Source organism: Flavobacterium soyae, from assembly GCF_021245985.1.
Lineage (GTDB): Bacteria > Bacteroidota > Bacteroidia > Flavobacteriales > Flavobacteriaceae > Flavobacterium > Flavobacterium soyae.
In genome coordinates, this window is the sequence record NZ_JAJQXA010000004.1 from 286,720 (window position 1) to 302,195 (window position 15,476).

The following is a 15,476-nucleotide window of genomic DNA, read 5'->3' on the forward strand; positions in this document are numbered from 1 at the left end:
TTAAAAAAACCAAGTTGCCACAAAAATTGCCGTAATCACGCAAATAAGATCCACTAAAAGCATGGTGCCTAACGCATAACGGGTATTTTTGATATTAACCGAACCAAAATAAACTGCGATTACATAAAAAGTACTTTCGGCGCTGCATTGAAAAATACTGCTTAATCTTGCCGTTAGAGAATCGGCTCCAAAAGTGTTCATCGAGTCAATTAAGAATCCACGGGAACCAGCAGAGCTAAAAGGACGAAGCATGGCCACAGGTAACGCATTTGTGATTTCTTTACTTACTCCCATATTCGAAAAAATAAATGCAATTCCGTCGCTGATAATTTCAAATAAACCGCTGTTTCTGAATAAAGAAATAGCTACCAGCATTCCCAAAACATAAGGAAAAATAGTAACTCCGGTTTTAACACCATTATTTGCACCAACGACAAAAGTGTCAAAAACAGTTGTATTAGCTTCGCTGAATTTCTTTTCGTTTTTAAATGAAAATATCAAAGTAAAAGCAATAATGGCAATTAAAATTAATCCCGAAAGGTTAGAGGTAAAATAGTTTTTTCCAATTAAGTCCAAATGATTAACATACATCAGCAAACCAACAATGGCGGCAATTAATCCCATTAAGACGATAAGAAGAGAAGCGCTTTTGAAATTGATTTTTTGTTTAATTCCCACAATTAAAAACGCAGCAATAGTTCCGATGAAAGAAGTAATGATACAAGGCAGCATAACATCGGCAGGATTGCTTGCATTTGCAGCCGCACGATATCCGATAATCGAAGTAGCAATTAAAGTTAAACCTGAAGCGTGAAGACACATAAACATGATTTGCGCATCGCTCGCTTTGTCTTTATCGGGATTTATTTCCTGTAAACTTTCCATGGCTTTCAATCCAAATGGAGTTGCAGCCGAATCTAATCCGAGGAAATTGGCAGCAAAGTTTAAAGTCATGTACGATATTGAAGGATGATTTTTAGGAATACTTGGAAATACTTTTACAAAAACAGGACTTAATAGTTTTGCCAGATTTCCAGAAGCTCCGGAAACGATTAAAAGTTCCATTAATCCACAGAAGAAAGCCAAATAGGCAATAAGCGGCAGGATTAAATCAACTAAAGTACTTTTACAAGTTGGCAGTAAACCATCAGATTTTTGAAGACCGCTGTATATTTTTACAGTCTTGCTTTTATAAACATAAGTCGTGTCAGCATTAAGTGTGTCACGATTGATAATCATGGTTTGATCCGGTGCTTTTTTAATGCTGTCTCTAAGAAAAGCCGGAAGTTCATGAATATATTTTTCAGAAACTAAAACAGGATCGTCTTTCTTTCCATTTAAAACAGAATCAATCGTATAAGTATTGGCAGTAAATAAACTGACTACAATAAAAACAATCGAAGAAATAAAAATAACTAACCAAAATCTACTTAATACCATAATGCTATTTTTTTGTAAATGTAATTATTTAGGCAGAATATGCACAAAGATTTTATTCCACAAAGGAGAAGTATTTCTAAGAAAGTGCAGACTTTATAGTGAAATTTTAAATTATTCGATAACAATTTTAGTTTCTAAGTAGTTTTTAAAAGCTTTAATTCCTTCAAACAGAATTTGTTTTTTAGAATCTTCAGTTTCATTAAAAAACTCCGTTTCGATTTTGGCATGGTCTTTTTTAATAGCTCGTTTCCATATTCCAATCACTTTTCCATTTTCAAGAATTATCGGTTTAAAGATGCCATTATTGGTAAAAACTCTATTTTGATGTTCAGATAAAAAAGAAGCTTCTCTGGTTTTATAAGAAATCAAAATTTCATCAAAAGCAGGAAGAAAGTGAATGCTTTCCTTGAAGTTAACCTTTTTAATATTTTGATTTACAAAGTAATAATTTTGATTTTCAATTTCAATAAACTCTAATTGCAACTTAATTGCATCAATGGTTTTTTGACAAATAGTAGGCGGAAAACCAGACCACCACGAAAAATCAAGCAAAGTTGCCGGACCGTGACTTTCAAAATAGCGTTTGGCTAGTTTTGCCAGACCTTCTTCTTTTGTTAATTGCGTTTTAGGTTTTTTAACTCGTTCTTCAAGTAATGCATATGTGATTTTTTTACCCTTCATTCTGCCGTTACAAACCAAACCATCTTGTTCAGCATGCATCATAATCGCAGCACTTAGAAAATCTTCTTTTGAAGTTTTTTTAATGTCAAGTTCCTGCATAATTTCATCTCGGGTCAAATGATTATTTCCAGACAATAGTTTTTCGATGGAATTATTAGCCTGATCTAGTTTTTTAGCATCAAAACCAAATTTTTTAGCCCCGGATATAGTCATTTTTTTTACTTGAGGTCCCGCAATATCGAGCATCCAGTAAATATCATCAGCAGAAACAAAATGCCAGGTTGGCCGTAAAATATGAGTTCTTATTATTTGTGCCGAGTTTATAGCTTCTTCAATTTCTTTTTCAGTAGAATCACAACGGGAACCTACTGCCCATTTTGCCATTGCATAATCCTGAGCCTGCATTGCGCCAAAATGGTGTACGATTTGCTGCGGAGAACATTTGTCTGTTTTATACAGCTTTTGCGAAACAAGACGATGATGTGAAATTTCCTGATGTGTCATCTTTAATATTTTATTAAACCATATAAGTTATATAAGTTCATTATAAATAAAACTTTGTCCCTCTGAACCTTTGCACCTTTGTTTCTCAAAAATCAGACATGAATAATTTCATCATCAATCAATAAATCTTCGCGACGTAATCGAAGGAAAATCTGCGCTACGGCGATTGTATCTTTTTCACAATACGTTATAATTCGGTCTATGTCTTTTTCGACATAATAAACGTGTGCGACCTGACTTCCGTCAATATCGCCTTTTGGCGATGGAACTCCAAGAATCTTTGTCAATAGTTTTAGTGACGTAAAATGCTTATAATCGCCAAACTTCCATAATTCTAAAGTATCAAGATGTGCAATTTCCCAAGGTTTTTTGCCAAATAAATTCAGCTTATCTGGAATTGCGATTTGATTGATAATCATTCGGCGGGCGATAAACGGAATATCAAATTCTTTTGCGTTATGTCCGCATAAAAGATGCTGCGGCTGATTGAAATGATTGTTCAGCAGATTATTAAAGTCTTTCAGGATCTTTTTTTCTTCTCCAAAAAAGGAAGTCACTCTAAAATTTCGAACATCGCCTTTGATTGTAAAATACCCAACCGAAATACAAATTATCTTTCCGAATTCTGCCCAAATTCCGGCACGTTCGTAAAATTCTTCCGGCGTATAATCGTCTTTTCGCTGATACTGCGTTTTTAAATCCCAAAGAGACTTCATTTCTTCATCAAGAGAATTGAAGTTTTTTTCCTCCGGAACGGTTTCTATATCAAGAAAGAGAATGTTATTAAGGTTTATTTTTTCAATCATATTTTTTTGCCACGAATTTCACGAATTTTCACTAATTCTTTGTGGATATAAATGTACAATAATTTGATTTTTTCGGACACGAATTTTTTAATTGAATGAATTTTCTTCAAATAAAGAGATTTTTTGAATCATAATTATGAAAGAAGAAAATTAGTGGAAATTCGTGGCGAACACTTTTTAAAACAAACTCTGTTGTGGAGAAGGACTTTCGTGTTCGAGAAGCCATTTTTTGCGGGACAATCCGCCGGCGTAACCGGTCAATGAACCATTTGTGCCAATAACTCTGTGGCAGGGAACGACAATCCAAAGCGGATTTTTACCATTTGCTGATGCAACCGCACGAATTGCTTTTATATCGCCCAGTTTTTTAGTCTGATCCATATAACTTACCGTTTTTCCGTATGGAATTTCCAGTAATGCTTTCCAGACTTTCTGTTGGAATTCTGTTCCTTGTGGATTTAGTTTTAAATCAAAATCTTTTCTTTTTCCTTCGAAATACTCTTCAAGCTGTGAAACAGCATCTTTTAAAACTTTTGGTATTTTCTTTGAAACTTCGTTTGTTCCAGCATCAGAAACAGAGATTACTGCAATACCATCTTCATCTCCAACTATTTTGGTGATTCCTAAAGGCGAATTAACATAAACTGTTTCCATATTTTTTTTACCGCAAAGGCACTAAGGTTTATCGCAAAGTTCGCAAAGTTTTTTTTAACCATATAAGTTAATGTAAGTAATTTAAGTTTTATTGTTTGAGGACACAAAGTTTAGCAACCTTGTTAAATGAACTTATATAACTTATATGGTTTAATTAATAATTCTCCAGCTTAAATTGATAATTTAAAATGGTTTCGGTTTTCTCGCTTAAAATAATCTTTTTGATATTTGATTTTTCAGAACTGAATTTTGGTAAAACTAAGTTTTGTTCTTTGGCTTTTTGAGTATAATAATCTTCTCTTGTTGGATGAAAAGGTGCAGCGACGTTGAAAACTTCATTCCATTTGGATTGGTTTATGATTTCTTCAATAATAGCGATGCAGTCATTTTGATGAATTAAATTTATTGGAGCATCGGGATTTTCGAGGTTTTCTTTTCCAGCTAAAAACTTAACCGGATGTCGGTTTTCACCGATTAATCCCCCGAAACGCAGGATTGTGGTTTCGAAGTTTTGATTTTTTTGAAGAATTGCTTCTGCTAAAACCAATTGTTTTCCACTTTCGGTATCAGGATTTAGTGTTGTTTCTTCTGTAATAAATTCATTTTCATCTCCGTAAACCGAAGTTGAGCTTACAAAAATGACTTTGGAAATACTTGATTTCTCTATAAACGGAATTAGGTTTTCGATTTTCTGAACAAAAGCCTTGTTTGAATCTGAAGAAACAGCTCGCAATTTTGGCGGAATGTCAATAATCAGGATTTCGCTTTCGGCTAAAAAATCAGTAATGTTTTTAGAACTATCTCCATTTTCAAGTATTCCTTCGACTTCGCTCAGGATGACAAGAAATGGATTTATTCCAGCGTCTTTTAAAATAGAAAGTTTATTTTCAGAAGTCGTTGATCCTTTTATCGAATTTCCTTTTTCGATTAATTTTTTTGCTAAAGGTAGTCCGAGCCAGCCGCAGCCTAATATGCTTATTTTTATCATTTCTTTTTGAGGTTCAAAGGTTATACGCAGTAGCTTATCATCCTGAGGAACGAAGGATCGCACAAGAAGCTCCCCATGCTAAGTCGCCAATCTTTGTTGAGTTTCTGGTGTGATCCTTCGTTCCTCAGGATGACAAAATTGACGAAAACCGGATATTTTAATTTTACAAACTTAGTGTAAATCTAACTTTGTCTTTTCCTTTTGCGCCAATTCTGTTGTAAAATTTAATTGCTCTTGTATTAAATTCAGGAGTCTGCCATTGAATGTTGAGGCAGTTATTTTTTGTTCCAATTTCTTTTAGCTTTTCAATTAAAACTTCTCCAATTCCGAAACTGCGGGCTTCTTCTTCCAGAAATAAACAATCCATGTACATAAAAGTGGCGGCGTCCCAGGTTGAATAATCAAAAGTATAGGAAACATAACCTACAATTGTTTCTTTTACAGCAACGACTAAACAGAACAGTTTTGGTTTTTTGCTGAAAATAGCTTCTTTTAATTTTTCTTGTTTTCCTTCTGGAGAAAAATCAGCTTTCTCGAATTCAGCGTGTTTTTGGCAGAGAATAACTAGTTTCGGTAAATCGCCTATTTCACAATTCCTTATTGAATATTCCATTGCAGGTTAATTTCGTTTTGTAGAAAATTAATAAAATGCTGAAAATAATCCGGATAGGTTTCGTTTGCTCTCGTTGCTATGAAATGTTTACGTTTCAAGCCATTTTTGCCCACTTTTACCGCTTTAATTGGATTATTCTTTAAATGTGGCTGCAATGCCCATTTTGCCATCGACATAACGCCCATATCGGCTTTTACCATTTCAAGAGAAGCTTCTGTTAACGGAAGCGGTGTTACCTTTTTCGGCGTTACTTTGGCTGGAGCCAAAACAAACTGATGAATTGTAACGGTTTCCATCGGAAGGGAATGAATTATTAAATGTTCGTTGATGAAATCTTCGGCAACGACATATTTTTTATCTGCCCAAGGATGATTTTCTGAAACCGCCATCACAACTTCATCCTGAAAAAGCTCGGTATATTTTATATGATTGTCTTTAATTGTATCGCTTACAATGGCAATGTCAATCGTGTTTTCTAAAAGTTTTTGCAGCGGAATATGTGTCGCTTCGGTTATAATTTTTAGTTCAACATTTGGGTATAAAAGGTGAAACTGTTTTAAAACTGGCGGAAGCCAGTGATAACTCGAGAAACATTCGGTACTGATTCTGATTTCGCCATATTCTCCATAAACCATTTGTTTGATCTGTGATTGTGTCTGCGAAAGTTTATCGAGAATTTCATTTGCTAATTCGTATACTTTTTCGCCTGCTTTTGTGAGGACCAGTTTTTTGTTTGTTCTTAAAAAAATGGCTGTACCCAATTGATATTCTGCTTCTTTGAGCTGATGACTCAAAGCCGATTGTGTTAAATGAAGTTTGTCAATTGCTTTTGTAATGCTTCCTTCTTCAACAATTGCTTTTATCAATTTTAAATGACGTATTTCCATTTTTTGAGATTTATATACAAAGGAACAAAATTTTAGACTGGCTTTTGCATGAAAAAAACTAATGCGGTTCATGAATTCTTTTCGTTTTTATGATATAGAATGAGCTGCTACTTTTGAAAAAACAAAATCACTAAAACTATAGAAAAATGGAAGAGCAAATTAAATTTTACGAGCATAAACTGGCTTTCGAAATGGATCCGTCTGATTTATTTGATGCTTTGAATAATGGTGAAAAAGTAATGGCGCTGGATGCCAGAAAAGCTTTTGGGTTTGAAGCAGAACATATTCCGGGTGCGATTAATATTCCGCATCGCGAAATGTCCGCAGAAACAACAAAACATTTAGATAAAGATATTTTGTATGTTACGTATTGCGACGGAATTGGCTGCAACGCTTCGACTAAAGGGGCTTTGAATATGACAAAATTAGGATTTAAAGTAAAGGAACTAATTGGCGGAATCGAGTGGTGGAAGTTTGACGGATATGCAACTGAAGGCGCAAAAGGAATTAAAACAGGCTTAAAAATCGAATGTGCTTGTTAAAAAGAAAAGCAGACTTTTAATCCAAAGTCTGCTTTTTTATATGTAAAGATCTGCCAATCGTTTTATTATTACTACAGTTACAATTATAATTCCAATTAGAAGGTAAATGGTTTGATTAATAGAATCATATTGAAGGAAAAAATCTTTTTTTGAAAAACTTTTTTTAGAGTTCAATGATCTATACATGATACAGCATAAAACAAATAGTAAAAGGAATAACGTTGTTAAATCTGGACCTTCCAAATTATATATTTATTATTCAGGCTTTATAACCGGTTTTATTAAACTGTCTTTTGCGATTACGGCACTATCCTGAACTGGCGCTGGCTGTACAGGCGGGGCTACGGGAGGGGTATATCTCTTGATTTTCTGCTGAACCATAACGGCATCATTTAAAACAAATGGCGTTGGCATCATCCAGTCACTTCTTGGTTTCACTTTCAATAAAGGATTTGTCATCAAATCGAATGAACTTTCAATTAGATCCATATCAAAAATAGACGATTTATTAATGTAGAAATCCATAACAAGCGGTTCGTTCCCTACAACATAATAACACAGAACACGTACTCCGTCGCGTTCTAAACGATTTGTTTTTTCGCCAGAAGTTGAAACGCCGTTAGCTTTAAAGTTGTAAAACGTCATTTTTGGATTTGCATAAATATCATAACGGTTTACCTTTCTATTTGGAGTTATCTGGATTTTTAAATATCTGTTATTTCCAATAACACTGTCTTTTAAAAATGCAATTGTTGGTTTTGGAACATCAATAACTGGAGCAATCGCACTGTGTGTAAACGTAGAATTGTATTTGCTGGTAATTGGAAGACTATTTAAACCTGGAGCTTTTTGATTTTTTTCTCCTAAATACGATTTAGTCCAATCGTCAAGATTTACATCATAAGTTGCCCAAAGTGCAGAATTTGTATTGGCATTATAAACATAAAGCAAACTGTTTGATTTTGCTTTTCCATGTTCGTATCCTGAATTATATCCAGCATAGATAAAAAAGCAAATAGAAGCGGCGAAGAAAACCATAATCCAGGCTCCTTTTTTAAAGAAAGTATTAAAAATTGGTAATAATAACCCGAAAAGAAGAACGGTTAAAACTGCACTTCCAAAAAGTATTTTTAATCCTAAACCAATAGGGAACATGATAATAAACGGTGCAATAATAGCTAAAGCCGGAATACTGAAAATTAAATTTAAGCCCAAACTGTAATGCTGCGTAAAAACGAAGATTCCAAATAAAAGAATTCCGAAATAAACAGGAATAATTAAGAATCCGGCCCCGGTTAAACTGTTTGCTAAAAATGCATTTATTATAATCCAAAGTAACAATGGTGCTACGAAATGGTTCATTGTGATTTTAGCATCAGAAAAATGATGGTAAAAGGCAAAACAAATCGCAATACTTAATGTTACAAATGCACCAATGTAAGCATGGCCGTTATAAGTGAAACCGTTTAATAAATCAGAATATTGCGGATAGATTTCTAATATAATTTTCCATCCTAAAAAAGTTACTAAACCAGCTATAATTATAGACCCTAAAAGAGGAACAAATCCTTTAAATATTTCTCTTAAAGTAATCATTCTTTTGGCTTTTCCAATAAACAGGAAAACTACTAACAAACCAAAAGCGATTAAAGTCATTGGCATTACCCATGAAAACGGATAACTTATGAAAGAAAACGGAGCGCTGAAATAAACATAATCTTCAGTTGAAGCAGTCTGATTTAAATCAGCATTTGCGAAGTATCTTAATAATGGCATCAAATAAGAACCCTGATGCGCGAGAGTCATTTTACTTAAGTGCTGAACATCGTCCTGCTGTGTGTGATAATTGTAATGCCCATCGATAAAAGCAAAATTAAACCCCTGAATATTTCCCTGTTCTCTAAAAACGGTTAAGTCAGTATCATTTGGAAGCATTTTATAAATGCTGTACATCAATGAGTTTGATACCGGGTAAGAGGCTTTTGCTTTTGTAAATTCCTGTACAAGCGCCTGGTTTCCTTTGTTGGTTTCCATCAGCATATAACTTGGTCCAGAAGTTCCTCTTGCTTCAAAGTTTAAAACCAAACCAACATCTTTTGCCCAAGGATGTTTGTTTACAAAAAGTGCCGCGCCGTTTAAACCTAGTTCTTCAGCATCTGAAAAAAGAATAATAATATCATTTTTTTGAGGTTCTTTAGCATATAAAAAAGCCCTGATTCCTTCTAGTATTGTGGCAACTCCAGATGCATCGTCGCTTGCACCTTTTGAAAAAGAATGCGGCGCACTGTCGTAATGAGAAAGCAACAAAAGTGCTTTTGAATTATTTGTTCCCTTGATTCTTGCAAGAATATTTTTAGATTTTACTAAAATCCCTTTGTCATTAAGAGTAAAACCTTCCTGAACACTCGTTTCTAATCCAATTCTGTTTAGCTCCAGTTTAAGATAATTAGCTACCAATTCATGATTTGTCGAACCCACATAATGCGGTTTCTGAGCGATAATTTCGACTTGATTTAAAGCTCGTTCAGTAGAAAAATCAGCAAGTGCCTCGTCATTTTTAGATATATACTGAGGCATCATTGTAGCATAAATGATACCTAAAATGGCTAGAATTAAGACAACTGCCAGAATCGAGGTGGGGTTTTTTCTCATGATGAATAACTAAATTTCTTTTTTAACAAGCATAAAATAATCATTGTCCAAAGAGCGATATCCTTGGTCGTACAAGAAATAGTAGGTGTTTCCTGTTTTGGTTTGCAAGATATTAGTAAAGAAATCAAAATCAAAACCTTTATTAATCATTTTCTCCCTTGTTGCTTTTGATTTTCCGTCAACATTTAGCTCTGACAAAATACGGTAATTTTTTCGTAATTTGTTGTTTACATTTCGCATGAAATTGTTGCTGTCTTTGTTTATTTTATTGTTGTAGGCATTTCGGCAATTGTCTGAGCAAAACTTTTTATCTTCCCTGCCTACAAGTTTTTCAGAGCATTCAAGACATGTTCTCATCTATTACGTTTTTTTAATTTGATATAAATCTGTTCTTCTGTCTTTTAAAATTCGTACGCTTCCGTGTTCATGAAGATCTTTCAATAAATCTAAATCGACATCAACAATCAGTGTCATTTCGGTATTTGGAGTTGCTTCTGCTTTGATTCCGTTACTTGGGAAAGCAAAATCAGAAGGTGTAAAAACCGAAGCCTGTGCATATTGAATGTCCATATTGTTTACCTTCGGAAGGTTTCCAACGCAGCCGGCAATGGCAACATAACACTCATTTTCGATGGCTCGTGCCTGCGAACAATGTTTGACACGAGTGTACGCATTTTGTGTATCGGTTAAAAACGGAACAAAAAGAATGTTCATTCCTTCATCTGCTAATAATCTTGAAAGCTCCGGGAATTCGACATCATAACAAATCAAAATTCCAATTTTACCGCAGTCTGTATCGTAAGTTTTAAATTCAGATCCGCCTTTCATTCCCCAATGATGCACTTCATTTGGGGTAATGTGGATTTTGTAATACATCTCAGAAGTTCCGTCTCTTTTGCATAAAAAACCAACATTATACAAAACACCATTCTCCAGGTGCGGCATACTTCCGGTTATAATATTGATATTGTACGAAATAGCAAATTCCTGAAAACGCTTTCTAATTGGATCTGAGTGTCTGGCCAATTCCCGAATTGCTTCGGCTTCAGACAAATGATTGAAATCGGCCATTAAAGGCGCCGTGAAAAGTTCTGGGAATAAGGCAAAATCACTTCCGTAACCGGAAACAACATCGATAAAAAATTCGGCCTGTTCAAAAAGTGCTTCAACATTATTGAGCTGGCGCATCTGCCATTGAATTAATCCCAATCGAATAATACTTTTTTCAGAATTAATCAATTTCGGGCTTTCATCATAATAAACATTGTTCCATTCTAAAAGGACCGCAAATTCTTTTGATTCTTCGTCACCTTCCAAATAATTTTTGATGATGCGAAGAACGTGAAAATCATTGCTTAACTGAAAAGAAAGAACAGGATCATGAAGTTCTTTATCTTTTACTTTTTCAATATAATTTCTAGGCGTAAACTTTTTTGAGTATTGATTGTAATTCGGAATCCGGCCGGCAAAAACAATAGCTTTTAAGTTTAATTGTTCGCAAAGCTCTTTTCTGGCATCATAAAGGCGTCGGCCTAAACGCAGTCCGCGATAGTTCGGATGAATAAAAACATCAATTCCATATAAAATTTCGCCGTCGGGATTATGAGTCGAGAAAGTATAGTCGCCAACAATTTGTCTGTAATTGTGTCTTTTATCAACTAACTTTTCATCGACAATAAGCGATAATGCCGAGCCTACAACAACGCCGTCGACCAAGATTACCAATTGTCCTTCGGGAAATATTTTGAGTAATTTTTTTATATCAGTTGATCTCCAATAATTGTTGGCCATTTCAGGATACGATTCTACCATTGAATTTTTCAATTGTTTGTAATCTTCAAATGCAAGGTTTCGTAACTCTACTTTTTTAATTTCCGTCTGCATATATCGTAGGATTTATCTCAAATGTAGCAAAAATAAATTCCATTTACAAACGCTTACAAATAATTACAACCGAAAGTAAATAGTTTACAGCCGAATAATTTAGGAGAACGGCCGCACCTTTGCCTCGTTGAAATTAATCAGCGAATTTATATATGAACATTTAAATAGTATACGCCATGAATGCAATGAAAAACAGAGTACAACTAATTGGTAACGTAGGACAAGATCCTGAAATTAGAACATTAGAAAACGGAAAAAAACTGGCTCATTTGAGTATCGCAACAAATGAAACTTACAAAAATGATAAAGGTGAAAAGGTAGAACAAACTGAATGGCACCGTGTTACGGCCTGGGGAAAAACAGCCGAAATCATTGAGAGATTTGTAGTGAAAGGTAAAGAAGTGGCAGTAGACGGAAAGTTAACGCACAGAAGTTACGATGACAAAAATGGAGAAAAAAGATATGTTACCGAAGTTGTTGTAAATGAGATTTTACTGCTGAGTAAATAATCGTTGATTAAGCTCAACCAAACCCGACAGGTTTTTAAAATCTGTCGGGTTTAACTTTTGCGATAAAATATAATTACAGTCTATAAAACCGAAGCTCCATTTATATCCGTTGAAAGTACTTCGCTCATATAATCAAAAAAGGGTCTCATGTTTTTGAAAGTTTCTAAAGCCTGTTCTAAAAACTGCGGATTCAGAACTTCTTCATCTGTAAATCGCTTGATGATCAAATATTGTTTGAAACGAAGTAAATCTATGGCTTCATGATCTTTGTCAAAACCTTTTGGTGCTGTTTTAAGCTGTTCGCCTTGCAAGACTCCAAAAGTGCTTTTAAAAGATTTTGAGTTTAATATTTCTTTAAATGCTTCAGGATTGTGGGCAAATTCACTTCTTATTCGTTTTAGATCAGCAGCATTTGGCCCCCAAAAACCGCCAATTAGCGAAGTGTTTCCTTTTTCGATATGAAAATAATATCCACCTCGTCGTGCGCTTGTGGCTCTTTTATAACTTCCGCCCCAATAAGCCTTAAATGGAGTTTTGTCTTTAGAAAAACGAATGTCGCGATAAATTCTATAAACGCTTCTTTTTCCAGATTGAGTTTCTAAAACATCAGTTTTTGAAAGTTCCTGCAGAAGGGCTTCTGCAAATGCTTCAATGTGATTTAATTCGACTAAATATTTTGGTTTATTCTCTTCAAACCAGGGTTTGTTATTGTTTTGTTTGAGCTGATATAAAAAATCAAGACTCGATTTTGGTATAGTGATTTGGTTTTTCATAATGGAATAGAAGACTCTTTTTAAAATCAAAAGACGAATATAATTAAAATTAAAAACCCACCAGATTTCTTGGTGGGTTTTCTATATTTCGTTAAGCAGTTTTTTTAAATAAATCAAACATAGGACAGCGTGAGCAGCGTTTCTTTTCACTTTTCTTATATTTCTCACAACAAGAAGATTTACAGTTTTCAATCTTCTTAATTTTATCAAGGATAGCTGCGTTCTTTTTTTTCTTTTTATCCTTTTTTTTGTCCGTGTCTTTTTCTTTCTTGCCCAATTTTCCTCTGTATTATTAAAAACAGGGACAAATATAAACGAAAAAAGTTATTTTTAAATATTCTAAATAAACTTTAACTTTTTTTATTTTGGATTAATGGCAATTGAGCTTGTAACTGTTAATTGCTGAATATCACGGTCGAACAAGTAAAGTCCGCCTTTGTCGTCTCCAATTAAGTTAATTTTGTCTAAGATAGATTTAGCTGTTGCTTCTTCTTCGATTTGTTCAGAAACGTACCATTGTAAGAAATTATGTGTTGCATAATCTTTTTCTTCAAAAGTAATATGCACTAATTCGTTGATAGATTTCGAAACAAAAAGTTCATGATTATAAAGTTCCTCAAACATTTCCTTAAATGTATTATAAGATGTTTTTGGCGCTTTTAGATCTGTAATCTGAGCGTGTCCTCCGCGTTCGTTCACATATTTTACTAATTTAAGCATATGTGCGCGCTCTTCATCTGATTGTGTGTACATAAATTGAGCGATTCCCTCTAATCCGTGTACTTCAGCCCAACAAGCCATAGAAAGATAAGTTTGCGAAGATTCTGCTTCTATGCGGATCTGCTTATTTAAAGCTGTTTCAATATTTTTTGATAGCATAATGATGTCTTTTTTGTAAAATTAGAAAAAATAATTCAAACCATTTTTTGAAACCGCTAAAACATTGAGACATTTGGATTAATTCTCAATAAATTTAACGGGCTTTAATTTGCCCAAAAGATGCCGGTTTTGAAAATACAGCCTTATTCATAATTGGATTTCCATTATCTTCCCTAATAAAGCCGTCTGTGAATTTACGAATTATAAATTGCTTTTGAGTGTCGTCATAATAGCTCAAAATAGAGTAGTCTTTTAGTTTTATAATATTTTGAAGCAATACATTTTTATTGGTTCCTAAATAATAGAAAATGTTGTCAATTGCCAGAGGTTCTGATTTTACCGTAGTCGAAAAATCATTATTCTCGTTCATTACGGCATCAAAGAAAACCATTTTGTTTTGCGAATAATACGAATTTCCGGCATCATAAAAATCATTTTGCCCGTACTCAAAATTAGAAACAATGTATTCTATATAGCCGCCAAATGTTATATAATTGTTTTTCTTATTCTCTAAAACAGAAACTCCAACACTTAAATCTGATAGTAGTTTTAGGAATTTAGCCGTAGTTTTTAATTCCTGAGGCTTATTATTGTTTACCTGAAGAAATAAAGGAGAATTTTTAAAACGTATGGTGTCATTTTTTGATAACGAAATGTTTTTAATCATTTTACTTGACTCAAAATCTTTTATGTCAAACAAAAACTCCTCGCTATTGGCCTTGATTTGATAGAGTTTGTTTTGATTATAAAATGAATTGGAAGTTTTAGAGGTTTTGAGAGAAACAGGCTGATCAAAATTTTTCTCTGTAACTTCAAGTGTTTTTATGTTAAGATCGAAAACCTGTGTTTTTTTAAAACTATAGTCAAATGTCAAAATAATATGATCGTCGAGAACATACATTTTGTTTATGTTTGAAGCTTTATCAAGAGGATTAAAATCATTTAATTCCATTTTTTGAATGGGATAATATCGAATAAGTGAGCTAAAAGTCAAATTTTGTCCTTTTTCGGTTTGAAATTTAAAATCAGAAAAGTCGAACATTTTTATTTCACAGTTTCCATTTTTAAATTCATAAAGCAGGAGATGCTGCTGGCTTTTTTCTTTGGCCAGAACGTAAAAATTATTGTTTTTTTGAAAACTCGTTATAATGTATTCATTGCCTTCTGGAAAATCGAAATTTAAAGATCGCGAAGTTTTTGTTTCCAAAAAATATTTAACGATTCTGATATTTCTTGAATTTTGTGAACTCCAATAAAGCAAGGGATTACCATCATCGTTAATACTGCTGCCAATTAATGTTCTGTTTTCTATATTTTTTATAGAATCTGTAAATTGATTGGTGAGGAATAGCGATTTATTGTATTTTAAAACATTGATCTTTTTATCATCTGCCGCAAAAACATAAATATCATGCGTTTTTACATCTTCGACATTTAAAATTTGACCATCTTCAAGAGGATTGTTTAAATTTAAGGGAAATGAATTCAATACTGTTTGGCTTAACAATACTGATTTAGAAAGTAAAAGCAAAAAAAGTACAAGTTTTTTCATGAGTTTTTATGGGCAAATATTATTCCAAATTTAATGAAATTATTGAGATTATGATTTAAGCATAGAAAGCAGGAAATTGATTTTGAAATAAAAAAGAATAAAAAAAAAAGCC

The 15,476-nt window shown here is 33.5% G+C and carries 16 protein-coding genes; 2 read left to right on the top strand and 14 right to left on the bottom strand.

Annotation, left to right across the window (positions count from 1 at the left end; translation table 11 throughout):
- From LUU93_RS07700 to LUU93_RS07730, 7 genes are all read right to left on the bottom strand, one after another.
- Window positions 1–1,440: a nucleoside recognition domain-containing protein gene (locus tag LUU93_RS07700; RefSeq protein ID WP_232679962.1), complete on the bottom strand. Its 1,440-nt coding sequence runs from the start codon at window positions 1,438–1,440 to the stop codon at window positions 1–3.
- Window positions 1,441–1,551: 111 nt separating this feature from the next.
- Window positions 1,552–2,625 carry a winged helix DNA-binding domain-containing protein gene (locus LUU93_RS07705; protein ID WP_232679964.1) on the bottom strand — a complete coding sequence of 358 codons (1,074 nt, stop codon included), beginning with the start codon at window positions 2,623–2,625 and terminating at the stop codon, window positions 1,552–1,554.
- Window positions 2,626–2,717: 92 nt separating this feature from the next.
- Entirely contained in the window at window positions 2,718–3,431 is a 714-nt protein-coding gene (locus LUU93_RS07710) for a 3'-5' exonuclease (RefSeq protein ID WP_232679966.1), read from the bottom strand.
- 177 nt (window positions 3,432–3,608) lie between these two features.
- The gene (locus tag LUU93_RS07715) at window positions 3,609–4,085 is read right to left on the bottom strand and encodes a methylated-DNA--[protein]-cysteine S-methyltransferase (protein ID WP_232679968.1); all 477 of its coding nucleotides are present in this window, start codon (window positions 4,083–4,085) and stop codon (window positions 3,609–3,611) included.
- A 154-nt stretch (window positions 4,086–4,239) separates the two neighbouring features.
- Complete coding sequence (locus tag LUU93_RS07720) at window positions 4,240–5,073, bottom strand: NAD-dependent epimerase/dehydratase family protein (protein WP_232679969.1); 834 nt, start codon at window positions 5,071–5,073, stop codon at window positions 4,240–4,242.
- Window positions 5,074–5,236: 163 nt separating this feature from the next.
- Window positions 5,237–5,686 carry a GNAT family N-acetyltransferase gene (locus LUU93_RS07725; protein ID WP_232679970.1) on the bottom strand — a complete coding sequence of 150 codons (450 nt, stop codon included), beginning with the start codon at window positions 5,684–5,686 and terminating at the stop codon, window positions 5,237–5,239.
- Window positions 5,671–6,573, bottom strand: coding sequence for a LysR family transcriptional regulator (locus LUU93_RS07730; protein ID WP_232679971.1), 903 nt, complete (start codon window positions 6,571–6,573; stop codon window positions 5,671–5,673). The genes LUU93_RS07725 and LUU93_RS07730 overlap by 16 nt, the downstream gene beginning before the upstream one ends.
- 146 nt (window positions 6,574–6,719) lie before the next feature.
- Between LUU93_RS07730 and LUU93_RS07735 the strand changes: the two genes are divergently transcribed.
- Window positions 6,720–7,115 (top strand): rhodanese-like domain-containing protein, encoded by a 396-nt coding sequence (locus tag LUU93_RS07735; RefSeq protein ID WP_232679972.1) that lies wholly within the window; start codon window positions 6,720–6,722, stop codon window positions 7,113–7,115.
- A 255-nt stretch (window positions 7,116–7,370) separates the two neighbouring features.
- On the opposite strand, the gene LUU93_RS07740 is transcribed toward LUU93_RS07735, so the two are convergent.
- Genes LUU93_RS07740 through LUU93_RS07750 form a run of 3 tightly spaced genes read right to left on the bottom strand, consistent with a single transcriptional unit; the run spans window position 7,371 to window position 11,651 of the window.
- Complete coding sequence (locus LUU93_RS07740) at window positions 7,371–9,767, bottom strand: M28 family peptidase (RefSeq protein WP_232679975.1); 2,397 nt, start codon at window positions 9,765–9,767, stop codon at window positions 7,371–7,373.
- 9 nt (window positions 9,768–9,776) lie between these two features.
- Window positions 9,777–10,124: a hypothetical protein gene (locus LUU93_RS07745; RefSeq protein ID WP_232679976.1), complete on the bottom strand. Its 348-nt coding sequence runs from the start codon at window positions 10,122–10,124 to the stop codon at window positions 9,777–9,779.
- Between the two features lie 3 nt (window positions 10,125–10,127).
- Complete coding sequence (locus tag LUU93_RS07750) at window positions 10,128–11,651, bottom strand: carbon-nitrogen hydrolase family protein (RefSeq protein ID WP_232679977.1); 1,524 nt, start codon at window positions 11,649–11,651, stop codon at window positions 10,128–10,130.
- Window positions 11,652–11,827: 176 nt separating this feature from the next.
- Here LUU93_RS07750 and LUU93_RS07755 point away from each other — a divergent pair, with 176 nt between their 5' ends.
- Window positions 11,828–12,160 (top strand): single-stranded DNA-binding protein, encoded by a 333-nt coding sequence (locus tag LUU93_RS07755; protein ID WP_232679978.1) that lies wholly within the window; start codon window positions 11,828–11,830, stop codon window positions 12,158–12,160.
- A gap of 80 nt (window positions 12,161–12,240) precedes the next feature.
- Here the strand turns inward: LUU93_RS07755 and LUU93_RS07760 are convergent, their stop codons facing one another.
- The 4 genes from LUU93_RS07760 to LUU93_RS07775 form a co-directional block, all read right to left on the bottom strand.
- On the bottom strand, window positions 12,241–12,933 hold the full coding sequence (locus LUU93_RS07760; protein ID WP_232679979.1) for a DUF2461 domain-containing protein: 693 nt from the start codon (window positions 12,931–12,933) through the stop codon (window positions 12,241–12,243).
- Between the two features lie 91 nt (window positions 12,934–13,024).
- Window positions 13,025–13,210: a hypothetical protein gene (locus LUU93_RS07765; protein ID WP_232679980.1), complete on the bottom strand. Its 186-nt coding sequence runs from the start codon at window positions 13,208–13,210 to the stop codon at window positions 13,025–13,027.
- Window positions 13,211–13,293: 83 nt separating this feature from the next.
- On the bottom strand, window positions 13,294–13,812 hold the full coding sequence (locus tag LUU93_RS07770; RefSeq protein ID WP_232679981.1) for a ferritin: 519 nt from the start codon (window positions 13,810–13,812) through the stop codon (window positions 13,294–13,296).
- Between the two features lie 94 nt (window positions 13,813–13,906).
- Window positions 13,907–15,364, bottom strand: a complete 1,458-nt coding sequence (locus tag LUU93_RS07775; RefSeq protein ID WP_232679982.1) for a hypothetical protein — start codon at window positions 15,362–15,364, stop codon at window positions 13,907–13,909.
- Between the last annotated feature and the right edge of the window lie 112 nt (window positions 15,365–15,476).